At 45.5% G+C, this 22,294-nt stretch carries 20 protein-coding genes and 1 pseudogene; 8 read left to right on the top strand and 13 right to left on the bottom strand.

What is annotated here, in order from left to right:
- Positions 1 to 560: 560 nt before the first annotated feature.
- The 3 genes from NLZ44_RS23245 to NLZ44_RS23235 form a co-directional block, all read right to left on the bottom strand.
- The gene (locus tag NLZ44_RS23245) at positions 561 to 1,124 is read right to left on the bottom strand and encodes an REP-associated tyrosine transposase (protein ID WP_493751306.1); all 564 of its coding nucleotides are present in this window, start codon (positions 1,122 to 1,124) and stop codon (positions 561 to 563) included.
- 454 nt (positions 1,125 to 1,578) lie between these two features.
- Positions 1,579 to 1,824 (bottom strand): photosystem I iron-sulfur center protein PsaC, encoded by a 246-nt coding sequence (psaC, locus tag NLZ44_RS23240; protein WP_006616272.1) that lies wholly within the window; start codon positions 1,822 to 1,824, stop codon positions 1,579 to 1,581.
- Between the two features lie 269 nt (positions 1,825 to 2,093).
- A complete protein-coding gene (locus NLZ44_RS23235; RefSeq protein ID WP_006668666.1) occupies positions 2,094 to 3,005 on the bottom strand; it encodes a CoB--CoM heterodisulfide reductase iron-sulfur subunit B family protein in 912 nt (303 codons plus the stop codon).
- A gap of 207 nt (positions 3,006 to 3,212) precedes the next feature.
- On the opposite strand from NLZ44_RS23235, the gene acpP reads away from it, so the two are divergent.
- On the top strand, positions 3,213 to 3,461 hold the full coding sequence (acpP, locus tag NLZ44_RS23230; protein ID WP_493751305.1) for an acyl carrier protein: 249 nt from the start codon (positions 3,213 to 3,215) through the stop codon (positions 3,459 to 3,461).
- Between the two features lie 54 nt (positions 3,462 to 3,515).
- Positions 3,516 to 4,772 (top strand): beta-ketoacyl-ACP synthase II, encoded by a 1,257-nt coding sequence (gene fabF, locus NLZ44_RS23225; RefSeq protein WP_493751304.1) that lies wholly within the window; start codon positions 3,516 to 3,518, stop codon positions 4,770 to 4,772.
- A gap of 87 nt (positions 4,773 to 4,859) precedes the next feature.
- Here the strand turns inward: fabF and murI are convergent, their stop codons facing one another.
- From murI to NLZ44_RS23195, 6 genes are all read right to left on the bottom strand, one after another.
- Positions 4,860 to 5,714: a glutamate racemase gene (murI, locus tag NLZ44_RS23220; protein WP_493751303.1), complete on the bottom strand. Its 855-nt coding sequence runs from the start codon at positions 5,712 to 5,714 to the stop codon at positions 4,860 to 4,862.
- Positions 5,715 to 6,021: 307 nt separating this feature from the next.
- Positions 6,022 to 6,552, bottom strand: a complete 531-nt coding sequence (gene nrdR / locus NLZ44_RS23215) for a transcriptional regulator NrdR (protein ID WP_006668667.1) — start codon at positions 6,550 to 6,552, stop codon at positions 6,022 to 6,024.
- 131 nt (positions 6,553 to 6,683) lie between these two features.
- Entirely contained in the window at positions 6,684 to 6,779 is a 96-nt protein-coding gene (locus tag NLZ44_RS23210) for a photosystem II reaction center protein T (RefSeq protein WP_006619121.1), read from the bottom strand.
- The gene (locus tag NLZ44_RS23205) at positions 6,755 to 7,003 is read right to left on the bottom strand and encodes a hypothetical protein (protein WP_493751302.1); all 249 of its coding nucleotides are present in this window, start codon (positions 7,001 to 7,003) and stop codon (positions 6,755 to 6,757) included. The genes NLZ44_RS23210 and NLZ44_RS23205 overlap by 25 nt, the downstream gene beginning before the upstream one ends.
- Before the next feature lie 33 nt (positions 7,004 to 7,036).
- Positions 7,037 to 8,566: a photosystem II chlorophyll-binding protein CP47 gene (psbB, locus tag NLZ44_RS23200; RefSeq protein WP_008051921.1), complete on the bottom strand. Its 1,530-nt coding sequence runs from the start codon at positions 8,564 to 8,566 to the stop codon at positions 7,037 to 7,039.
- Between the two features lie 419 nt (positions 8,567 to 8,985).
- Entirely contained in the window at positions 8,986 to 9,309 is a 324-nt protein-coding gene (locus tag NLZ44_RS23195; RefSeq protein ID WP_008051923.1) for a hypothetical protein, read from the bottom strand.
- Here NLZ44_RS23195 and NLZ44_RS23190 point away from each other — a divergent pair.
- Positions 9,276 to 9,463, top strand: a pseudogene (locus tag NLZ44_RS23190) (hypothetical protein). The gene NLZ44_RS23195 and the pseudogene NLZ44_RS23190 sit on opposite strands and share 34 nt — an antisense overlap.
- 292 nt (positions 9,464 to 9,755) lie before the next feature.
- Here the strand turns inward: NLZ44_RS23190 and NLZ44_RS23185 are convergent.
- Positions 9,756 to 12,092 (bottom strand): glycosyltransferase, encoded by a 2,337-nt coding sequence (locus NLZ44_RS23185; protein ID WP_493751301.1) that lies wholly within the window; start codon positions 12,090 to 12,092, stop codon positions 9,756 to 9,758.
- A gap of 195 nt (positions 12,093 to 12,287) precedes the next feature.
- Here NLZ44_RS23185 and NLZ44_RS23180 point away from each other — a divergent pair, with 195 nt between their 5' ends.
- The 5 genes from NLZ44_RS23180 (at position 12,288) to NLZ44_RS23160 (ending at position 18,507) form a co-directional block, all read left to right on the top strand.
- Positions 12,288 to 13,436, top strand: a complete 1,149-nt coding sequence (locus NLZ44_RS23180; protein WP_493751300.1) for an AI-2E family transporter — start codon at positions 12,288 to 12,290, stop codon at positions 13,434 to 13,436.
- Between the two features lie 48 nt (positions 13,437 to 13,484).
- Complete coding sequence (locus NLZ44_RS23175; protein WP_493751299.1) at positions 13,485 to 16,379, top strand: PAS domain-containing sensor histidine kinase; 2,895 nt, start codon at positions 13,485 to 13,487, stop codon at positions 16,377 to 16,379.
- Between the two features lie 65 nt (positions 16,380 to 16,444).
- Positions 16,445 to 16,822 carry a response regulator gene (locus NLZ44_RS23170; RefSeq protein ID WP_006619127.1) on the top strand — a complete coding sequence of 126 codons (378 nt, stop codon included), beginning with the start codon at positions 16,445 to 16,447 and terminating at the stop codon, positions 16,820 to 16,822.
- 26 nt (positions 16,823 to 16,848) lie between these two features.
- Positions 16,849 to 17,907 carry an adenylate/guanylate cyclase domain-containing protein gene (locus tag NLZ44_RS23165; protein ID WP_493751298.1) on the top strand — a complete coding sequence of 353 codons (1,059 nt, stop codon included), beginning with the start codon at positions 16,849 to 16,851 and terminating at the stop codon, positions 17,905 to 17,907.
- A 72-nt stretch (positions 17,908 to 17,979) separates the two neighbouring features.
- A complete protein-coding gene (locus NLZ44_RS23160) occupies positions 17,980 to 18,507 on the top strand; it encodes a Ycf51 family protein (RefSeq protein WP_493751297.1) in 528 nt (175 codons plus the stop codon).
- A 21-nt stretch (positions 18,508 to 18,528) separates the two neighbouring features.
- On the opposite strand, the gene NLZ44_RS23155 is transcribed toward NLZ44_RS23160, so the two are convergent.
- The 3 genes from NLZ44_RS23155 to NLZ44_RS23145 all read right to left on the bottom strand — a co-directional run bounded on the left by NLZ44_RS23155 (position 18,529) and on the right by NLZ44_RS23145 (position 22,283).
- Positions 18,529 to 20,016 carry an N-6 DNA methylase gene (locus tag NLZ44_RS23155; RefSeq protein WP_315640398.1) on the bottom strand — a complete coding sequence of 496 codons (1,488 nt, stop codon included), beginning with the start codon at positions 20,014 to 20,016 and terminating at the stop codon, positions 18,529 to 18,531.
- A 2-nt stretch (positions 20,017 to 20,018) separates the two neighbouring features.
- Complete coding sequence (locus NLZ44_RS23150) at positions 20,019 to 20,678, bottom strand: type II restriction-modification system restriction endonuclease (RefSeq protein WP_008051930.1); 660 nt, start codon at positions 20,676 to 20,678, stop codon at positions 20,019 to 20,021.
- A gap of 546 nt (positions 20,679 to 21,224) precedes the next feature.
- On the bottom strand, positions 21,225 to 22,283 hold the full coding sequence (locus NLZ44_RS23145) for a UbiA prenyltransferase family protein (protein WP_493751296.1): 1,059 nt from the start codon (positions 22,281 to 22,283) through the stop codon (positions 21,225 to 21,227).
- Between the last annotated feature and the right edge of the window lie 11 nt (positions 22,284 to 22,294).

Here is a 22,294-nt window from a genome sequence, read left to right as displayed (position 1 = left end):
AACTTTACCCGATGTCGTGTTGCACCCAACCTACTCTCTGTTGGGTTGCACCCAACCTACCCGATGTCGTGTTGCACACAACCTACCCCATGTTGGGTTGCACACAACCTACTCTCTGTTGGGTTGCACACAACCTACTCTCTGTTGGGTTGCACACAACCTACTCTCTGTTGGGTTGCACACAACCTACTCTCTGTTGGGTTGCACACAACCTACTCTCTGTTGGGTTGCACACAACCTACTCTCTGTTGGGTTGCACACAACCTACTCTCTGTTGGGTTGCACACAACCTACTCTCTGTTGGGTTGCACACAACCTACTCTCTGTTGGGTTGCACACAACCTACTCTCTGTTGGGTTGCTACTCTCTGTTGGGTTGCACCCAACCTACCCCATGTTGGGTTGCACACAACCTACCCCATGTTGGGTTGCACCCAACCTACTCTCTGTTGGGTTGCACCCAACCTACCCCATGTTGGGTTGCACACAACCTACTCTCTGTTGGGTTGCACCCAACCTACCCTCTGTTGGGTGTGGTAGATCATACAAATTTATGAAAATTTATTCCCGTCCCACATTCTCATCAAATACAATCTCCGTTTCTGCACCCCAATTAATATCGTAAAGACCCTGACGAACATACCTTAAAAAACTTGAATACTGCCAATCCTTTGGGGCTTTGACTAAACCATGCTTAACCGGGTTATAATGAATGTATTCAACATGATTAATAAAATCGGTTTCATCCACAATGCAATGTTCCCAAAAACGACGTTGCCAAATCGCTTTCTCCTGTTTCTGTTGTTTAGATGCCGAAATTTGACCGTGATATTGTCGATCGCATTTTTGGGTAAAATAGTTTTTCACCAAACGCCACCGATTAGAAAAATCGCGATCGCCTTCTGGTAAAGTCCATAAGCAGTGTATATGGTTCGGTAAGATAACGCAGGCATTTATATCGAAAGGATATTCCGCCATCACTTCTCGGAAAGCCTGTCTTAATAATAAGATATTTTCGGGAAAGCACAAAAACTCTCGTCTCCTGTCTGTTACCACCGTGAAAAAGTATGTGCCACCTTCTATTTTAGCCCTTCGATATTTCATAATTTTAGTGGGTGCGTGCATGGGTTACAGCCTGTTCAGAAATCATCTGATAACCTCTCAAAGTCCCTCTCCCTCTCTGGGATCCAGATTTAGGGTGAGGGCAATGTATTAAGCTACTGGTGAACAAGCTGTAACTGACGGCTTGGGTTCGACTCTCCTTCCACACAAATACAAACCCTATTTGTTGGGTTACGCTGCCCTTCACCTAACCTACTCTACTACACAGAGGGGCTTTGTTGGGTTGCGCTGCGCTTCACCCAACCTACTCCTTTGTTGGGTTGCACCCAACCTACAGCTTCACCCAACCTACAGCTTCACCCAACCTACTCCTTTGTTGGGTTGCACCCAACCTACAGGGGGACGGAGACAAAAAAAAGAGGGACAGGACCCTCTGTGACTAATTAAATAAATTGGTGAAACCGTGCGGAGGCAGTTTAACCCCAAAAGGATTTGGGGAACTGCCATGAGAGCGACTTTAGTAAGCCAGACCCATACTGCGGGTGGTTTCAGCACCGAGGTAAACCCGAACACTGAGGAAGTCAGTAGGACAAGCAGTCTCACACCGCTTACAACCGATGCAGTCTTCGGTACGGGGAGAGGAAGCAATCTGACCAGCTTTACAGCCGTCCCAGGGAACCATCTCTAGGACATCCAGGGGACAAGCACGAACGCACTGGGTGCAACCAATACAGGTATCGTAAATTTTGACGGAATGAGACATTGAATTAAGTTCTCCCAAAGATATCAGGTTTTGACCGTATCTACATATAGATGCAGATTAAACGGTTTGCTCAAAGCAGGATTATCGTATATCTTCGATCACTTTAGCTTAGTGTTTGCCTTTCAGGATACACAAGGCGACAAAACTTTAAACTCTGTAATATTTTGCAGACCTAATAGGGAACTGCCAACTTGCTTAATTTCTCGCTACCACCGGAGAAACTACCCCTCACCACACCTATCGTTAGGGGGAGGCAGAATTCTCAATTGTCAATTGTTCATGATCTTCTCTAATACGGGGGTGGTGGAGACAATGTGGTTGTCTAAACCGAGGGCTTGGGGGCTGATACCTAGCGCGATCGCAATGATTTGGGGAAGGTGAAGGACGGGTAAATTGAACGATCGCCCCAGAAATTTCGAGATTTCCGGTTGGCGGGAGTCTAGGTTAAGATGACACAGAGGACAGGGGGTGACCATACAATCAGCCCCAGCGGCGATCGCCTCTTCGATATGATTACCCGCCATTTGGAAAGATTCATTGGTAGCATAACTAGAAATCGGCCAACCGCAGCACTGAGTCCGTCCTCGATAATAAACGGGTGTAGCCCCCAGCGCCCGGAACACATTTTCCATAGACTCGGGTTGATGAGGATCATCATAGATTAACTGATGTTGGGCGCGCAGGAGATAGCAGCCATAGAAAGCCGCACATTTCAAACCCGATAACTTCCTAGTCACCCGGCGCTCAATTTCCGCTAAACCATAATCAGCCACCAAAGCCCATAATAAGTGTTTAACCTCGGTTGCGCCCTTGTAGGGGGTGCAGCTTTCCTTTTGCAGAAGTTGGTTAACCTTTTCCAGATAAGCCGGATCACTATTCTGATAGTCTTTCAGGCGTTCATCAACCCGACCAATCACGCCCTGACAGGTGCTACAGTGAGTGAGTAGGGGTAAGTTCAACTCCTCCGCTAGGGCAAGATTTCGGGCGTTGACAGTATCTTCGAGGAGTTGAGAATCTTCTTTAAAAGTACCCGAACCGCAACAGGAGGCTTTTTTTAACTCCACTAACTCAATTCCCAGAGTTTCGGTCAGCACTTGGGTTGACTGATAAAGTTCCCGACAAGCACCTTGAGCGACACAACCGGGAAAATAGGCATATCTGAGTTTGACAGAAGATGACATAGCAATATTTTTATGAATTGACTGTGGGGCTTAGGAGCCATTGTTAATATATCATCTACCCTAGGGAGCGATCGCAGACCTAAAGAAACCATAAAGGTTGCCTCCGCCCCAGGAGCAGAATCTACCACAAAAGTAGAAAATGATGATCGCGGGGATTACGCTTTCCGATAATATGGAATACGCGGCATCCTATAGAGGAAACATTCCATGAGTTCAGATACATTTGAAACAGTTAAGAAAATTGTCGCCGAACAACTAGAAGTTGATGCGGCACAGGTAACACCAGAAGCGAACTTTGTCAATGACTTGGGCGCAGACTCGTTAGATACAGTAGAACTGGTTATGGCATTGGAAGAGGAATTCGATATCGAGATCCCTGACGAAGAAGCCGAAAAAATTACCACAGTCCAAGACGCGGTGAGTTTTATTGATGCTAAGGTAACAGCCTCCGCCTAGGGAGGTTTTGCCTGTGTTCTGCATTCTGGGTGGTTAACTTCTGATAGAAAAGTCATGACTGATATGAACCGCAAGCGCGTTGTTGTTACAGGTCTCGGGGCAATTACTCCCATAGGTAATACGATTACTGAGTATTGGGAGGGGTTGTTAACTGGGCGTAATGGAATCGGCCCTATCACTTTATTCGATGCTTCACGCCATGATTGTCGCATTGCTGGAGAGGTGAAGGGATTTGATCCCTGTGACTACATTTCGCGCAAAGAAGCCAAACGCATGGATCGGTTTGCTCAATTTGCAGTGGCGGCGAGTAAACAGGCGATCGCTGATGCGGAATTAGTAATTGATGACCTGAATGCAGACCAGGTGGGAATCATGATTGGTACAGGCATTGGGGGACTCAAAGTTCTCGAGGATCAGCAGGAAGTTTATTTAACTCGTGGCCCAGACCGATGCAGCCCGTTTATGATTCCCATGATGATCGCTAACATGGCGGCTGGACTCACTGCTATACATACGGGAGCTAAAGGACCTAATAGCTGCCCGGTAACAGCCTGTGCAGCCGGGTCTAATGCGGTGGGAGATGCTTTTAGACTAATTCAACGAGGATACGCTCAGGCGATGATATGTGGCGGTACAGAAGCCGCTGTCACTCCCCTGTCGGTGGCGGGGTTTGCGGCAGCACGAGCCTTGTCTACTCGCAATGATGACCCTCTCCATGCCTGTCGTCCTTTTGATGTGGGACGAGATGGTTTTGTGATGGGTGAAGGTACCGGAATACTGGTTTTGGAAGAGCTGGAATATGCCCTGAGTCGCGGCGCTCGCATTTATGGCGAAATTGTCGGCTATGGTATGACTTGCGACGCTTATCATATGACTTCCCCGGTTCCGGGTGGTATCGGCGCGGCTAAGGCGATCGCTTTGGCGATGAAAGATGGGGGATTAACTCCTGACCAAATTAGCTATATTAACGCTCACGGAACCAGCACCCCCGCTAATGATCCGACGGAAACAGCAGCCATTAAAACGGCTCTGGGTGAACACGCCCATAAAGTGGCGGTGAGTTCCACTAAATCTATGACCGGACACCTGTTAGGAGGTTCTGGGGGTATTGAAGCCGTGGCGGCGGTATTGGCGATCGCTCATGACCACATTCCCCCCACCATTAACCTGGAAAATCCCGATCCTGAATGTGATTTAGATTATGTTCCTAACCACAGCCGTAGCCAAACTGTGGACGTGGCTTTATCTAACTCCTTCGGTTTTGGGGGTCATAACATCACCCTAGCATTCCGCAAGTTTAACCAAAATTAGAAGACTCCAAATCTCCCAAAGAAACCCGGTTTCTCTCAGTCAATTTTCTGGAATCACCAGATTTTTCTGAGCCACCGGGTTTCTCAACTAAATTATCCCATCCCCCACAGAAATGGCTGTTTCCACCGCCGCAGAGGTCAGGGTGGGTAAAGTAATCGACTCGACCGCAGGTGTATACCCTAGCCATTGTACCGACAGATTAGCAAACTGTTCGGCGCAGCCACTTACACAAAAACGGGTCGGTCGCGGTCGGTCGCTATGGCGTAATCCCAGTAATTCTAACTCCTGGACGACTGCTTCCACTAAATGCACTGCTGGATCAACTAATTTTACCGAAGCTGGTAATAGCGATCGCAACACCGGAGCTAAGTGGGGATAGTGGGTGCAACCATAGATTAGGGTATCAATACGCTGCTGTATCAAAGGCGCTAGATATTCTCGCGCCGCCTCTAATGTACAAGGGTCATGGATGCGATTTTGTTCAATCAGCGGAACAAAAGCCGGACAACCAACCTGCCAAACTTGCACAGCCGGGTTGATTTCTTGAATCGCCTGACGATAGGCATTGCTCGCCGCCGTCGCTGGGGTCGCAATTACCCCGATCCGCTCACCCTGACTGATAGCTGCCCTGGCTCCGGGTAAAATTAAGCCTAAAATTGGTATATCAAACTCAGACCTAACGACTTCTAAAGCCAAGGCGGAACTGGTGTTACAAGCCATCAGCACCATTTTAACATCCTGAGCCACTGCCCAAGTAATAATTTCGCGGACAAATTGCACAATCTCTTCAGGCGATCGTGTCCCGTAAGGTAATCGTGCCGTATCCGCAAAATACAAAATCGATTCATTGGGAAGTTGCCGATACAATTCCCTTAAAACCGTTAAACCCCCCACACCACTATCAAAAATGGCGATTTTCTGTCCTCGTTTATCCCTTGTCATCGGTTGCCTGGCAATTGTTATTATGTTTGATAGGCTAGATGTGCTGTTGTGGAGCACAACTAAGACATCCGACCTGCCTTAACAGATAAATCTGTTCAACTCAAAAGTACATGATCAGGACTAATACGGCGAACACTGTCGCCAAAATTATCATCCTCATCAAGGGTAGCAACAAAAATGCTCCCCATTGTTGTTCACTTCAGCATATTTGTGGTAAGATTATCCCCAGAGTTGGGCGGATTGCATCATCAAACTCTGACTTTAGCAATGAGCTGCCTGGCCCTCCTTCGGTATACCTGGGAGGAGCCTACCTCATGACTGGGCTAGGGGTGGGGTGGTTGCTTTCAGTGGGTAGATGTTGGTCAGAAGTTTCTGGAATGACTGCGGGTGTCCGTTCCCAATCGGTCAGGGATGCTATAAAATCTTGTATTCCCTGGAATTCCCGGTAAACTGAGGCGAAGCGAATATAAGCCACTTCACTTATGGGTTTGAGGCGATCGAGTACAAGCTCACTAATTTCTGGGCTGGAAACCTCGCGGGTGGCACGCTGTTGGAGTTCTGCTTCTATGTCTTCGATCATGGTTTCTAGTTCAGAAGAAGCGATGCCAGTTTTTTCGCAGGCACGAACTAAACCCCGTAACAATTTGGAACCATCGAAAGATTCTCGCCGTCCGTCACGTTTAATCACCGTTAAAGGGACCAACTCGATGCGTTCATAAGTGGTAAAACGGTGTTTACAATTGAGACATTCCCGCCGTCGCCGGATGCTTTTCAGTGATTCAGCCCATCGCGATTCTAACACACGGGTACTGGTATGTTGGCAAACGGGACATTGCATGATATACGTCCTTTAAATTCAGATTTTGCCATAGGTGCTGATTGATTTACGAAAGCCATATCCAATCGGGTTCTAAGAAGCATACCCCTTACAACCCAATTGGAATCAGAAAATCAAATGCTGTTGGCGGGTTATTTGCCAATGCGGGGGGGTTCCCGGAAGGCAATGGCAAAGAACAACACGCCGAGAGCCAGCGTCAAAACTAATATGTATGCAACACTTTCCATGTCAATGTTTCCTCATATCCCGGGTTAACTACCAGTCTATCAGTCTTGATGCCACTCTGAAAAACCTGCCCTAACTTAATCCCCAATTTCCCCAGTCTAGGAGAATAGGGAGGGGTTGGATATTTTTTCGGGAGTTTCACCAAAAAAAAGGACAGGTCGGATATATTCACCAGAGGCGATCGCCAACCATTGAGGAAAGCTGCCACCAGTCTTGATATACCCATGAACCTGTCCTGACAACTACTCAACAACTGCCATTAGACAGTCTTTTGAACACGAGTTGTTTGGTCACCAACTTTCTGGAAGTTACCCCACTCAACTTGTTCTTCCAGGTCAGCTTCAACCCCAGCAAATACATCTCGGAAGATGGTGCGGGAACCGTGCCAAATATGACCAAAGAAGAAAAGCAAAGCAAAGCAAGCGTGACCGAAGGTAAACCAGCCACGGGTACTGGTGCGGAATACCCCATCAGAGCCGAGAGTTTCCCGGTCAAAGGCAAAGGGTTCGCCCTGTTGAGCAAAACGGGCATATTTCTTCACAGAGGCGGGATCGGTGAAGGTTTTACCATTCAGTTCACCACCATAGAAGGAAACAGTCACCCCAGTTTGCTCAAAGCTGTAGCGAGACTCAGCGCGACGGAAAGGAATGTCAGCGCGAATCACTCCATCAGCATCAGTCAGAATGACCGGGAAAGTTTCAAAGAAGTTAGGAAGACGACGAACAGTTAATTCGCGACCTTCTGCATCAGTAAATACTGGATGTCCGAACCAACCTTGAGCAATACCGTCGCCCTTGTTCATCGGACCGACGCGGAACAAACCGCCTTTGGCGGGACTGTTACCAACATAGTCATAAAATGCCAGTTTTTCAGGAATCTTAGACCATGCTTCTGAGGGGCTGTCGCCCTGAGCAATGCTTGCTTGTACCCGGCGCTGAATTTCCTGTTGGAAGTATCCCTGATCCCACTGATAGCGGGTAGGTCCAAACAGTTCAATCGGGGTAGCAGCCGAACCATACCACATAGTTCCAGCTACCACAAAAGCCGCAAAGAATACCGCTGCAATACTGCTAGATAGTACAGTTTCGATATTTCCCATACGCAGGGCTTTGTAGAGGCGCTGAGGTGGTCTGACGGACAGGTGGAATAGTCCAGCAATAATGCCAACAATTCCCGCCGCAATATGGTGAGCCGCAATACCGCCAGCATTGAAGGGGTTAAATCCTTCAGGTCCCCAGGAAGGCGCGACAGGTTGTATACTTCCCGTCAATCCATAAGGGTCAGAAACCCACATTCCCGGCCCGAATAGTCCGGTCAGGTGGAAGGCTCCGAAGCCAAAGCAAAGTAAACCAGATAGGAATAAATGAATTCCGAACATTTTGGGCAGGTCTAGGGCTGGTTCACCAGTCCGAGGATCGGTAAACAGTTCCAGGTCCCAGTAAACCCAGTGCCAAACTGCTGCCAGGAATAATAGACCTGACAAGATGATATGGGTAGCGGCTACCCCTTCAAAAGACCAAATTCCGGGGTTATCGGCTACTTCTCCAGTTACACTCCAGCCACCCCAGGATTGAGTTACACCCAAACGAGCCATAAAAGGCATGACAAACATACCTTGACGCCACATGGGATTTAGAACTGGGTCTGATGGGTCAAAAACTGCCAATTCGTACAGGGCCATAGAGCCCGCCCAACCTGCGACAAGAGCAGTGTGCATTAGGTGTACAGAAATCAGCCGTCCTGGATCGTTCAGAACTACTGTATGTACGCGGTACCAGGGTAGTCCCATTGACTACGCTCCTCCTAGAATCAATGAATGTGAATTACAGACGTTTAAATGAGAGATTACAAACCAAGCCCGCTATTTGAACCGCCATAGCCTTCACTAGCATCAATCTAGTATCCGGTATTACGGTCGGGTCAGACAAAAACTCTGCCCTCTATAGGCGGCTTCCGATATCCTCCCATGAGCCATGAGATTCTTCGTTAGTTTGCCTGTTTTTTGATTTTAACGCTCGGTTTTGGCGTTTGCAGTTGGTGTCCTAACTTTGGGATCTATTCTACCAACACTTGTTACCGCAATCCATCCCCTACTTCTATCAAAAACTAGAAGCTGAGAATTTTCGCAGATTTTGTTAAAGAATTGTATAGATTATTAGAACCAATTGCAAGCAAAACCCAAGATCTAAACACTGGGGGGCGGCTTTCCTAAAAAAGACCGCCCTGGACTCGGCACTCGGTTGATGCTGTTCCCAGACGGTCCAGAACCTGGTCAGCAGTAATTAGACGGGTGAGAACTACTTGACCGATACCTGTTGATGGGTATTCTGTCCATTGGGGTTTGACTTCTAGCATCAGAACTTCATCTTCAACTCGGTACAGCCACATTTTTTCAGTGTCTGTATCGTTGGACACACATACATCTAGTTTTTGCAGATCTGGAAGTCGCCGCTGGGTGGCCACATCCCACAGGCCACCGATACCCCAAATCCGTCCAATTGTCCACCCTTCTGAGAGAAAGAAGTATTTCACGTAAAACTCCTGGGAGGGTTGGAAGCTCCGTGATTTATCGCGGAGAGGAAAACCGACTCAAGCGGCTTTAGCCGCCAGCACCCCCTTGCGGGGTGGAGGGGTATGGTTGCCCCTCCATGGAGCTATGGTTGGCTCCGACTCCCTTGCGGGGTAATGTTTGCTTCGCTAATGTTCAGAGTCGGTACTTTCCAAATCGCACTGTCTTAACCCCTTAGGACTGTTTAACGATTTGGTTCTCGTGCCTGGAACTAGCACGCATTCCAGGGTAGGAACTTTAACTCTTGCTCTGAACGTAGCCAGTTAAGGCTTAAGCTGGTCAGCTACCTGAAAGCGGGGGGCAGGAAGCCCCCGTGCTTCAGCCGGGGGTGCTGACCGAGCCTTTGTTAAGTATGCAACTGATTGGCAATCTTCCATTAGACATCCCATGGTGAGAATTGTCAAGGGTTTTAAGATGACAATAACACTTCTAATAGGCGATCGCATACTTTCGACCAAGTAAATCTCGCCCTGACAAATTCGCAGCCCGCCGATTTATTCTTATTCCTTAAACCCGGGTTTTTGAGGGCATTTTTCATCAATTCCACCAAATGATTACCGTCAGGCTCTAAGTAAAACTTAGTATCACCTTCGGAATCTTGAAAACATTTAAGCTGACTATTAATATAAAAGCTAAAATCTTCTCTGGTAAACTCATCTGTCGGCCCTCCTTTGGTGCAGATAACCGGAGTTCCACAGGCTACGGCTTCCAAAACTGGGAGATTAAAGCCTTCCGCCGAATAAGGAGAAACATATAAATCAGCCGCCTTGTAGAGTCGGGCGATTTCGGTGGCAGATAAATTATCGCCAATATAACTAATCCGAGGTTTAACTAAATCCATTTGGGCATCAGTTAAGACTTGTTTACTGGCGGCTTTAATGGATTCTTTGGACTTAAAAATCGCATCTCTACCTTTTAAAACTAACCTCGCTTCTGGATAACTCTCAGCAATTTGTGCAAAGGCTTTTAAAAGCCTAGCGACCCCCTGACGTTCATTCCACATAATGCCAATATTGAGAATCACAAAATAATCATTCCATCCTAACTCACGGCGGAGACTATTGCGGTCTTCTTCATTGAGGGGATAATGCACCTTTGGGTCAAATCCCAAGGGGACGATCGCCATCCTTTCAGGGACTGCGCCACTATTCAAAAAACCTTGGCGCGACCATTCGGAAGCGGTGATAATAATACTATCAGAATTTACATGAGCCTCCCTCAAAGAATTAACCCCCATTCCCCGCAAAATAGTTTGTGGCACAATTCCCCACTCTGTACAACCAAAAACAAAGGTTTTTTTACTGTCAGCAGATGCCAAGTTAAACGGACAATACATCCTCAAAGTTACATCGGCTTTCAGGTCTTCTGGGGGTATGGGGATACTGTCCAAAATCGCCTCTTCTTCCGGGGTAAATAAACCTCGGCTAGGCTTCCAATCGGTGGTCACATAGGGCATATCCCGATGGAATAGTTTAAGGGGCGATCGCTGATTAAGTTCTAGGAGTTGATGGCTATTAATCAAAGCATAAGAATGGGGCAACCATCGCCAACCTTCGACCACCAGGTTACGGGGGCGAGAATTGATGTTAGCGCCCCCGATATTTAACCCCAGCGCCGCCGGGGGTTTTGACTGGGGGTTAAGAACTTCTAAAATCCGGTCAACGGTATGTTTCCAGGTAAATTTTTTGGTGACTAACTGGGGGGCTAACTCCCGCGCCATAGTTCCGATTTGCGGCTGTTCAATAGCCTGCTGCATTAAAGTCAGTAAATGTTCCCAGTTGGGATGTAGCAAAAACCGAGTTTTATAGTCAATCACAAAGGTTCGGAATTGGCTAGAAATCGCCCAGCCAAAATCAGGATGAGTCCATTCTTGGGCGGGACTACCTTCAGTATAAATCACGGGAAGACCGCAAGCGATCGCTTCCAAAATCGGTAAATTTAACCCCGGTGCGACATCAGGGGACACATAAACATCAGCCGCCTGATACAATTTCGCCACCGACTCCAAAGGTAAATTATCGCCAATGTAGGCTAACCTAGGCTGTACTCGTGTAGCTTCCGCATCAGTTAAAATAGCTTGACTGCTTTCGAGGAGTAATTTTTCCCCCTGTGGGGTGCAGCCTTTCAATACCAGTCTAGCATGGGGGTAAACTTCCACCACCCCCGCAAAGGCTTTGAGGAGAGGGCGAAGACCATCGGTATTTTCCAGGTTGCTAACATGGATAAACACAAAATAATAGTCCCAGTCCAGAGATTTACGCAATTCCTGTCTGTCTGGGGAGGTTAACGGGTGGAAAATTTCCGTGTCAACTCCAGGGGGGATAACAGCGACCTGGTGAGGTGGAATACCGCCGCGAAGTAATCCATCCTTACACCACATTGTCGGGGTAATTAGGGTGATATTAGGGGCTAATGACACATTTTCGGGACTGATATTCAGGAGAGTTCCCCATTGTGGGGCGGTCAAAATCCCAGTTTTTTGGCTATCAGTGGGGGTAAAATCCACTTCTGGGGAAACCCTTAAACAGATATCTGCTGAGTTACTATCCCTAGGGTGGTCTGGGGTGGGAATTGACAACTGACCCAGTAAGCGATCGAGAATTGGGTTAGAATCATGGGGGGCTGAAGGATTGGCTTGATAGGAAACCTGTAAATCCGATCGCCTCAAAAGTTCTTTCCAGATAAAATAAGTGGCGATCGCATAATAATTAGGTGCAAACGGCCATCCTTCCAAGTGAAATCTCATAGGTTAAAATAGGTTCTCAAATATAATAGTGCTAGTAGATACTATATCGATCATGAATCTATCGTCAAAAGTTCCCGGATTTGGGGCGACTCAAGAATAATCACCTCCGAGGCGGCGTTCTAGTTCAGAAATCGACTAAAATCAAAACACTGTCAACCCCTTATCTGTGATTAACTCACGCAATTAACCGCCAAGATGAGCGACCAAAACTCCCCCAGACAGGAAAGACATATCACCCTGTCAGTTTCCAATGTTCCGTTGATTGTTGGTGCTGTTTTACTATTAGTTTTATTATGGCAACTTCAGGGATTAATTATCCTGATCATGATTTCGGTGGTATTAGCAGCCTCCATCATTCCCTTAGTTAACTGGGCGCAAAACCTGAAAATTCCCCGCTGGTTAGCGGTGATTGTAGTATATTTAACCCTAATTGGCGGCATCACCGGATTAGGTTTAATCATCGGTCCGAGTGTGGTTGATCAAATCAACCTGTTGGTGCGTCAGTTACCAATTTTCGCCGAACGCAGCCTCGATCTAATCAGTAACATAGCCAGCAGTTTGGGAGAAGATATCCCCGACTTAATCGATCGCCTAGTAGATACCCAATCCCTGACCAACTGGACAATTCGTTCATCTCAGCAATTAATTCTCAGATCCTACGGAATCACCAGAGGTATTGTCGGAGGGGTATTTAGTCTGATTCTATCACTATTCGTCTCCGGCTATATGGTAGCAGATAGCAAAACTCTGGTCAAAAGTTTTGTACAATTGTTCCCATACCCGTGGAACGATCGCCTAGCAGCCCAAGCCCAGCCCGTAGGTCGTCGCATGGGCAGTTATATTAGAGGCAGATTAATTGTATCTGCCATATTAGGGGTGAGTATTACTACCTGCTTAGGGTTTTTAGGGCTAAAGGACTATGCTCTAGGTTTGGGTGCGATCGCTGGGTTTACCAATTTAATCCCCTTCCTGGGTCCAATTTTAGGAGCAATTCCCGCCCTCGTGGTAGCCCTAGCCAAAGGTGGATTTCTATTTTTTTGGGTGTTACTACTGTATGTAATCGTGCAGAACCTGGAAACCTACGTTCTCGATCCCTTATTGGTGGGGTCTTCAGTAGGTGTACATCCCCTATATCAGCTTTTATCAGTTTTAGCAGGGGTGCAGCTTTTAGGGCTAATTGGGGCGTTGATAGTTCCACCTTGGTGCGCGGGAATTGCAGCCTTAGTGGAAAACTTGTATTTAGAACCCAAACGCCTAGCCGAACAAAAACTAGCTTACCCCCATGGGTCTGTCTCTGACCCTCCCTCTGGGGTGATCTTAGATTCCAATTCAGATTCTCTTTGATTTCTCACCTAGCATCAACACTGAGTCCCCATTTTTCAATTATGAACCATGATCCACCCTCTGCTTCAACAACAACTCCAAGAAATCGGCTTTCAAATGGACGCGCCATCATCAGACCCCAAGGCTTGGCGGGAGTTTTTAAAAAAGGTTAGTTCCAGTTATCGCGCCGCCGATCAACAAAGAGATTTAGCGGCGCAAACTCTGACATTTTCCTCGGAGGAAATGATCGAAAAATACGAACGCCAACGCCAAGAGTCGGAAGCGTGGTTAGAAGCAGAACGCGATCGCCTACAGGCGGTAATTGGTTCTCTCGGTGCGGGATTATGTATATTAGATGCTCAGGGGAATCTGTTATCGATGAATCCCAAAGCTGAACAACTTTTGGGCTGGTCAGAGTCGGAAATCGCTGGTCAAGATTTATTCCAACTGATTGCTCCCCATTTACAAGAGTTTCCCCAACAATTTCAATCACGGCTGAATAATTATTCCCACTCCCCTGTCAACCAGGAAACGAGAGAAAAGCTGTTAGAACCGCTGAAATCTGCTCAGGATCATTTAGCCTGTCGTGATGGTCAAGTTTTACCAGTTTCCTACATTCTCAACCCGATTGTAGAAAATGGTTGTTGGGTGGGAACGGTTTTAGTGTTTTTTGATATTAGCGATCGCCAACAAGCCGAACAAGAAGCCGCCCGTTCCCTGTCCATGTTACAAGCCACTTTTGACTCAACGGATGCCGGAATTTTAGCCTTAGATCGCAATGGTCAAGTGTGCCATTTTAATCAAAAATTTGTCCAAATGTGGGAGGTGCCAGAATCATTCCTTGACCCTCATCAAAATCGCTCAACCCTAGCTTTTGTGATGCGACAATTGAAAAACCCCCCCCAGTTTCTCAAAACTATCATGCAACTGTCCGCCCAACCTTACATCCCTACATACGATGTGGTGGAATTCAAGGATGGGAGGATTTTTGAGGTTTACTCTCACCCTTCTAAAGTCGGAAATAAACTGGTGGGGCGGGTCTGGAGTTTCCGGGATATTACCGAACGCAAAAGAGTAGAAAAAGCTCTGCAAAATCGGGTTGAATTTGAGCAGCTAATCACGAACCTTTCCACCTATTTTATCAGTTTAAATACCGAGGAAATTGATGCAGGAATTAAAGAATCTCTGCAAAAAATAAGCAAGTTTATCGGAGTAGATAGAAGCTATATTTATCTATTCGCCGACCCGGAATATCATAGCCAATCTATCTACGACTGGCGCTCGACTTTGATGTCTATTAAAGCCGAGAATAACCTGGTGTCGGAGTCGTCAGATAATGAACCATTAGACCTGGTTTCCGTGGTCGCAAATCAAGTAAAAGTCACCTCAAGCCAACTTAACTGTGAGGTAATTCCGGGGATTGTTTCATGGTTACAAAAGCATGAAGTTATCCATATTAGATCGGCTAATTTATCTGAGCAGATTCTTGAGGAACTGGAAGCCTTAGAAAACTTCCATAAAGAGACCGGATTGGTCGGTTATGAATACCCAGAATATATCCAGCACCAACTGCAATTTCTGACGATGATTCCTCTGGTGTGTCGCAAATCTTTGGTGGGTTTTTTGCGCTTTGATAGTCTCAGTTCTCTTGATACCTTGTCTTCGGATACTATTAGCCTGCTGAAAATGGTGGGAGAAATGTTTTCTAACACTATTGAAAGGCGACGCACGGAAGAAGTGCTTAGACAAACAGAGGCTAAATATCGCAGTATCTTTGAAAATGCGGCTGAGGGTATCTGTCAAACTACCCCAGACGGTCGCTATATTAGCGCTAACCCGGCTTTAGCTAGGATTTTGGGTTATGACTCCCCGGAAGACTTAATCGCTAATTTGACCGATGTTAGCACCCAGCTTTATGTTAAACCTACCCGACGGGCGGAATTTGTAGCAGCGATCGCCAAAAGTTCAGTTATATCAGGCTTTGAATCCCAAGTATATCGCCAAGATGGGAAAACTATCTGGATTTCGGAAAATGCCAGGGCTGTTTTTGACGCTATGGGGGGACTGGTTTGTTATGAAGGAACTGTCGAAGATATCACCGAAGGAAAAAGAGCAGCAGAAGCCTTAGAACGCGCCAAGGAAGCCGCCGAAACCGCTAACAGGGCTAAAAGTACCTTTTTGGCTAATATGAGCCATGAATTGCGTACTCCCCTCAATGCCATTATCGGCTATAGCGAGATTTTATCCGAGGAAGCGGAAGAATTAGGATATGAAGATATTGTGCCTGACCTAGAACGGATCTATACTGCCGGTAAAAATCTACTGACTCTGATTAATGATATCCTGGATATCTCTAAAATTGAAGCGGGACGGATGGACCTGTTTTTAGAGGCTTTTGATATTTCCAGTCTCTTAGAAAGTGTTATGGGTACGGCTCAACCCCTGATGTCCAAAAATAATAACACCCTGACCGTCGATTGTCCTGACAATATCGGGATTATGTATGCTGATGTGACTAAGGTTAGACAGATTCTACTGAATTTGCTCAGTAATGCTGCGAAATTTACAACTAATGGGAAAATTAAGTTAGAGGTCTCTCGTGTATCCTCCCTCCCCTATAGTCAAGAGTCGGGTTCGGTCCTAGAATTTAAAGTTCATGATACGGGAATCGGTATGAGTCAGGAACAACAAGAACAACTGTTTCAGCCATTTACCCAGGGGGATGCCTCGACGACTCGACGCTATGGGGGAACTGGTTTGGGACTGGCTATTAGCGATCGCTTCTGTCAAATGATGGGAGGTAATATTCAAGTAGAGAGTACACTGGGAGAAGGGTCAACCTTTAAGGTGGTCATCCCTACCCGAGTCAAGGTGAAAACCTCAGAGGCGATCGCTACAACCCAAGTCCCCGAAGAGTATTCAGGAGTTGATGCTTATACCCAAGGCTGTTTGAGTGAGAATTAACTGGGTAGTTTCCTGGCTTTTTCAGAAAAGATAACTGGTCAAACCCTCAACCTTAAAATTAGATCATGGCTAAGATTCTATTGGTAGAAGATAATGAAATGAATCGCGATATGCTCAAAAGGCGCTTGAGTCGAAAGGGTTATGATGTCTTAATTGCTGAAGATGGGGCGGAAGGGGTGAATTTAGCCCAAACACAAGCCCCCGATTTGATTTTAATGGATATGAGTCTCCCCATTAAAGATGGGTGGCAAGCGACCCGTGAAATTAAGGCTGATACTAAAACTAAGGAAATTCCAGTGATTGCCCTCACAGCCCATGCTATGGCTGGCGATCGCGAAAAATGTCTCGCTGCTGGCTGTGATGATTATGACACTAAACCAGTGGAGTTCCCCCGCCTACTTGAGAAAATTGAGACTCACCTCAAAAATAAGGCGACTTCGTGATATCCATCTGTAAGTTCTAAGTTTAGATGAATGCTAACCCGGATCTTGTGTTGATTGTTGATGATAATGAAATCAATCGTGACCTGTTGGCCCGACGTTTACAAAGACAAGGTTACGATGTACTGGTGGCTTCTAATGGCTTTGAAGCCTTGAAAATTATGCGATCGACTGCCCTGGATCTGGTATTGTTGGATATTATGATGCCACAAATGAACGGCTATCAGGTGCTGGAGTCCCTCAAGGCAGATCTCCAGTTGCGCCACATTCCCGTAATTATGATTTCGGCGGTTAATGATATTGATAGCATTGTCCGGTGTATTGAACTCGGTGCAGAGGATTATCTATCTAAACCTTTTAATCATGTTCTATTGCGGGCTAGAATTAATGCCTGTTTGGAAAAAAAACGCCTGCGAGACCAAGAACAAGCCTATCTGCAAAAGTTGGCGGCGGAACAACAAAAGTCGGAACGGTTATTGCTGAATATCCTCCCCGCACCGATCGCACAACGGTTGAAACAGGGAGAAAGCACCATCGCTGATAGCTTCGCTGATGTGACTGTATTATTTGCTGATATTGTCAATTTTACTAAACTATCCGATAATCTATCCCCGGCTGAATTGGTGGAAATTCTTAATCAAATTTTTTCCGCTTTTGACCAGTTGGCGGAAAATTACGGACTGGAAAAGATTAAAACTATCGGTGATGCTTATATGGTGGTGGGGGGACTCCCTACCCCGAGACCAGACCATGCGGAGGCGATCGCTGATATGGCTTTGGAAATGCAAAAGATTGTGACAAATTTTAGCCTAAAACCCGGAGAAACTTTGACTATGAGAATGGGTATCAATACGGGTCCGGTAGAAGCCGGGGTGATTGGAACTCGCAAATTTGCTTATGATTTGTGGGGGGATACTGTCAACACTGCTAACCGCATGGAGTCTCATGGGTTGGCGGGGAAAATTCAAGTCACTGAAACTACCTATCAACGTCTGCGCCATGGTTATGAATTTCAACCCAGAGGTATCATTGACGTGAAAGGAAAGGGGGAAATGAATACTTATTTTCTGATTATGAAAAAGCCTTGACAGGTGACGGTTGATGATTGACAGTTGATAGGTGACGGTTTATTAATCTTTTGGTCTCAGACAGGACTTACCATGTTGACTACCCCTGAATTACTCGATTTTTCTAAGTGGCTGGGTATCGCTACCCTGGCTTTCGCGGCATTAACTGTTTTGGCTTTTGTGCTAAACTGGGGCATTCGTTTTCGCCTGGTGGGGATAACTGCTTTTACCGGAGTCCTCGCTGGCGGCGTGTTCGCTTTGGGGTTGGGATTATTTCAGCGGGTTGAAATTCCTGGAGCCGTCCGCTATACTAGGGTGTTTGATGATGGCGCTCGTCAAATTGTGATTGCTGTGGCTCCAGATATTACTGAGTCACAACTAGAGGCGACTCTCCAACAGGCTGCTAGTGACCTATATTCACCCGGTCGCGGCGGCGCAGGACAAATGCCTTTAGTTATCCGCGCTAGAACTATTGTTCACCCTCAACCTGGGGTTTCGGAACCGATTTTTTTGGGACGGGTGCAACGAGTATCTGGTTTTGATAATCAGGGAGATGTGGCGATCGCTATTAATCAAGAAAGTCTCAATCACCTTCAAGCAGTGCGCGAAGCTACTAACTAATTATCGCCCCCAATTCCCCATCTATCTACATGGTGGGGGAAAAGAAACCCCGTTGCTCACAACCGGGTTTCTTGGGGGTATTAGCCTCGGATGTAAATTTAAACAATTGAGAATGCTGGTTTTGATGGGTCTTTTTTCATCCCAGAAAATTAGTGAATTATAAAAAGCGATCGCCTCAGCAGAAGTGATTATTTCAAATATGGCGATCGCCTCCGGTTCAGTGTCGAAGCCCAAAAAATAAACCGTATCATCAAATAAAACAGGTTTTCCCTTGAGGGGACTTATCAATCGAAACTCTAGTTTTTTGTAAAGACCACAAATCGCTATTTTCCACGGTTTAAAGGTATAGTCTCCCACCCCAAAAATAGAAAAACGGGGATGATTTTGATAAATTTTGCTTTGGCGACCATCTAAATTCGCCGCATTCTGTTCAAGATAATTCCAAGTTTGGGGCGCGTGGTTTTGAATTAAAGTCGTGTCTTCCCCCAGAGATTTTTGAGTAACCAGGACATATTTATCAGTTTGGCTAATCTTCCCATTAGCAATATCTGAGCCTTTCAAAAGTGGAAAAATATAATCATCCTCCAAGTTAACTTTTTCTCCCAAACCATTCACTAAATCATCATTAACTTGACGAAGTTCCATAATTTTGGCACAATCGTGTTTGATTCCCGATCGCCATTTAATCAAGGGCTGAGTTTCGGAATAAAGAAAACTCAGTTTTTGAAAAGTGACCATATCCGCAATCAGCCGATTATGAGAGAAACCAATTCTCTGGAAATCCGCACTTTCCATACTGGGGAATACATCACAAAAATAGCGTTTAAATTTACCTCGAAATTCACAGAATAAAAGACAGGATTCAACTGCCGCCTTAAAATACTTTTTAGCATCAATTCCATAGGTAGAAAATTGGCAGACATTTTTTTGGCGATCGCGCAAATAGTGTAAAATTTTTCTAGCCACAGAGGTTTTACAAACCATCCCCAGATAGCTATGTTCATAATTCTGCAACCATTCAATAATTTGAATAAGCATCCATTCCGACAGGTCAAAATTGCTTTTTCCAGTTAAAGCATCTAAGCCTTTATATCCGAGAAAGTTACTTTTTTGCGGCAAATTTTTACCGGATATTAACCCTTGTTGTGAATTGGTAATCCAAGGAAAATTACCTATAACCAAGATTTCCCCCGACTGTTCCAAGTTTGACAACGGGAAATTTAACAAATCTCCATGGTGAATAATAACTCGCTCATCATGTTTAATAATTGGACTATTTTTAGCTGCTTTAATATAATCAGAGTTAATCTCAATTCCCACAATTTTAGCAGCCAAATTAAACTGTTTAATCGATGCTACAATGAAATTACCGACACCACAGGTCGGTTCAACAATCAAATCTGGATTCACCCCTAAACTTGACAATTTTTGGCAAATTCGTTTCGCCAACTCTATAGGGGTTTGAAAATCTCCATATTCTACTTTTAATTTTTGGTTAATAACGGACATAGCTACTCAAAACGATAAACAGTAATTATACCATCTTCCTGACCCGCACGTTCAATTACTCTTCTATACTGTAATCTCCATTGTAAAGCATTGGAAATTGTCAAAAACCCAAGTTCTGGAGGATTAGCCATGATTTCTTCGGCAATATTGGTAGCTTCAATTTCATCAACGGGGAGATTTCGATCCCACATAAACGCAATTAAATCATCAACATTTCCTTCATTTTGCAAAATTTCACGAATTCCGCGAGTCATTTGAAAATCGGCGGTTTTCTCTGCTTGCACATAGATGACATTCAGAATCTTTAAATTAGCCGTTTGATTATCATGATGATCTAGCTTTTCGTAAACAAACACTAATAGAGAATATCCTAAACCAAAAATTTTTTGTCTAGCTGACTTGAAAGGACAGGATGATTGAGGCTGTTTAATACTCGTCACTTTCATATCAACTTGCAGTTCCGGGAAATCAATACCAATGGCTGAATTTCCTTCCCTAAAGTCATAATTTTTTTTCAGGTAGTTTCTAAATTTTTGCTCTAAGTAAGTACCTACCTTTTTACCGTCTGTAATTCCATAAAGTGAAGGTTCTAGATGTTGGGATTCTAAGATTGAAAATTTTTCAGCTTCAGAACACAGAGTTTTTATGGTTAAGGCTTGCATAGCAGATAAGACTGATCACAATAAAAAAGGGTAATATAGTTAAGGGCGAAGAGTCTCCGGGAGGGAACAACACACCCGGAAACCGTAACTGCTGTCTGCCGGGTCAACACAGTCGCGGTAGGCACAACGACAGTAACCTGGAAAGCTGTACCACGAACCGCCGCGCACCACCCTTTTGTCTCTGCATTCCAGAAGATTGACCAAATTTTCAACATAAATATGCAGACCATTCCACACTCGACCATCCGAGGGGGAACCGCCAATATAGTGGCGTGTTGGAAATTACTGACGGGGGTGGTTCCCCTATGGCAGTTGTAATTAGCGAGGTCAGGTCATAACCGCATACGGTAAAGGTTTCGACCTGGTTTTCTGTGTATTGGGTTTCACAGATTGGACATTTAGCCATAATTACCAACCCTGATTGGCAGCTAACTAATTATACAACAGATTGATAACCCTCGGTAATCTAAAGAAACCCCGTTTCTCACTGGGTAAGCTAAAGAAACCCGGTTTCTCACAGAAACCGGGTTTCTAGTAGGGCTGATTTTAAAGAAAAATATGCAGGTCGAAATAGACGATCGCTAAATAGGAAACTAGCCACACAAATAGGCTGATTTTGATGCTGTTATCTTCGATTAAAATGCGATCGGGTTCTTCTCCGGCTGCTAAAACTGTGACGATGCGTTTGTAGTGCATTACCGCATAATAGACAATGGGAACGGTGATAACTAAGGAAGTATTTTTCCCGGAACTGATGGTAAATAGGGAATAACACATGATGGTCATGGTGGCTGTACTGTTTAGCAAAGAGTCGAGATAGGGTAGGGTATAATGGCATAAAACGGGGCGCTGTTGATTATTTTGACCCCGTTGATAAAAGAGTTGCAGATATGACGGTTTTTCGGTGGAATTAAGAGAGTCTGGGGATAATTCTTCTAGGGATTCGATGGGGTTGTGTTTGTGGAGGAGAGAGAGGAGTTCCGAACGCCTTTTGGCGAAACCTTGAAATAAGGTTAAAAAGAAGGTACAAAGGGTAATCCAGGCGGTGGGTGTGTCTCCCACGGCGTAAATTCCGGCGAGGAGACGGAGGACGAAACCGAAGGCGATACAATTGACATCAAAAAGGGGAATATTTTTGAGTTTTAGGGAATAAGCGACATTGTTAATTCCGTACAACAACAGACAGGAAAAGGTGGGGATTCCTAGATGGTAAGAACCGATGAGAGAAACGGTGATTAAAAAAATGCCGATCGCTTTGGCGGTTGTTAATTGTACCCGTCCGCTGGCGAGGGGACGAAATCGCTTTTTGGGATGTTGGCGATCGCGATCAATGTCTTGAATGTCGTTGAAAATATAGACGGCTGATGCCATCATGGAAAATAGGACAACCATTAAAATGCCGTTGGCGATCGCATTAATTTCTCCTAACCTACCCCCAAAAATTACCCCCGCCAAACAGAACAGATTTTTCGTCCACTGGTGGGGACGCAGCAACTTGATTATATCCCCAATTTCTCCCGATTTTTCTGGGGTAACTTCTGCCGAATTGGGATTAGATACCCGGGTAGATTCCGGTTTAATTTTTATACCAAATTTAGGTTTCATCACACCCCTTT

It is taken from the genome of Arthrospira sp. PCC 9901 (assembly GCF_059013425.1).
Note: the sequence above shows the minus strand (reverse complement) of the source record. Positions and strands in the feature narration are given on the sequence as shown.

Excerpts from the sequence above, each read along its gene's own strand:
- NLZ44_RS23150 (WP_008051930.1), bottom strand. The coding sequence starts at position 20,678 with ATGCAAGCCTTAACCATAAAAACTCTGTGTTCTGAAGCTGAAAAATTT.
- fabF (WP_493751304.1), top strand. The coding sequence starts at position 3,516 with ATGACTGATATGAACCGCAAGCGCGTTGTTGTTACAGGTCTCGGGGCA.
- NLZ44_RS23210 (WP_006619121.1), bottom strand. The coding sequence starts at position 6,779 with ATGGAAAGTGTTGCATACATATTAGTTTTGACGCTGGCTCTCGGCGTG.
- murI (WP_493751303.1), bottom strand. The coding sequence starts at position 5,714 with ATGACAAGGGATAAACGAGGACAGAAAATCGCCATTTTTGATAGTGGT.
- nrdR (WP_006668667.1), bottom strand. The coding sequence starts at position 6,552 with ATGCAATGTCCCGTTTGCCAACATACCAGTACCCGTGTGTTAGAATCG.
- NLZ44_RS23180 (WP_493751300.1), top strand. The coding sequence starts at position 12,288 with ATGAGCGACCAAAACTCCCCCAGACAGGAAAGACATATCACCCTGTCA.
- psaC (WP_006616272.1), bottom strand. The coding sequence starts at position 1,824 with ATGTCTCATTCCGTCAAAATTTACGATACCTGTATTGGTTGCACCCAG.
- NLZ44_RS23145 (WP_493751296.1), bottom strand. The coding sequence starts at position 22,283 with ATGAAACCTAAATTTGGTATAAAAATTAAACCGGAATCTACCCGGGTA.
- NLZ44_RS23245 (WP_493751306.1), bottom strand. The coding sequence starts at position 1,124 with ATGCACGCACCCACTAAAATTATGAAATATCGAAGGGCTAAAATAGAA.
- NLZ44_RS23205 (WP_493751302.1), bottom strand. The coding sequence starts at position 7,003 with ATGGGTATATCAAGACTGGTGGCAGCTTTCCTCAATGGTTGGCGATCG.
- NLZ44_RS23160 (WP_493751297.1), top strand. The coding sequence starts at position 17,980 with ATGTTGACTACCCCTGAATTACTCGATTTTTCTAAGTGGCTGGGTATC.
- acpP (WP_493751305.1), top strand. The coding sequence starts at position 3,213 with ATGAGTTCAGATACATTTGAAACAGTTAAGAAAATTGTCGCCGAACAA.
- NLZ44_RS23155 (WP_315640398.1), bottom strand. The coding sequence starts at position 20,016 with ATGTCCGTTATTAACCAAAAATTAAAAGTAGAATATGGAGATTTTCAA.
- NLZ44_RS23235 (WP_006668666.1), bottom strand. The coding sequence starts at position 3,005 with ATGTCATCTTCTGTCAAACTCAGATATGCCTATTTTCCCGGTTGTGTC.
- NLZ44_RS23185 (WP_493751301.1), bottom strand. The coding sequence starts at position 12,092 with ATGAGATTTCACTTGGAAGGATGGCCGTTTGCACCTAATTATTATGCG.
- psbB (WP_008051921.1), bottom strand. The coding sequence starts at position 8,566 with ATGGGACTACCCTGGTACCGCGTACATACAGTAGTTCTGAACGATCCA.
- NLZ44_RS23170 (WP_006619127.1), top strand. The coding sequence starts at position 16,445 with ATGGCTAAGATTCTATTGGTAGAAGATAATGAAATGAATCGCGATATG.
- NLZ44_RS23165 (WP_493751298.1), top strand. The coding sequence starts at position 16,849 with ATGAATGCTAACCCGGATCTTGTGTTGATTGTTGATGATAATGAAATC.
- NLZ44_RS23175 (WP_493751299.1), top strand. The coding sequence starts at position 13,485 with ATGATCCACCCTCTGCTTCAACAACAACTCCAAGAAATCGGCTTTCAA.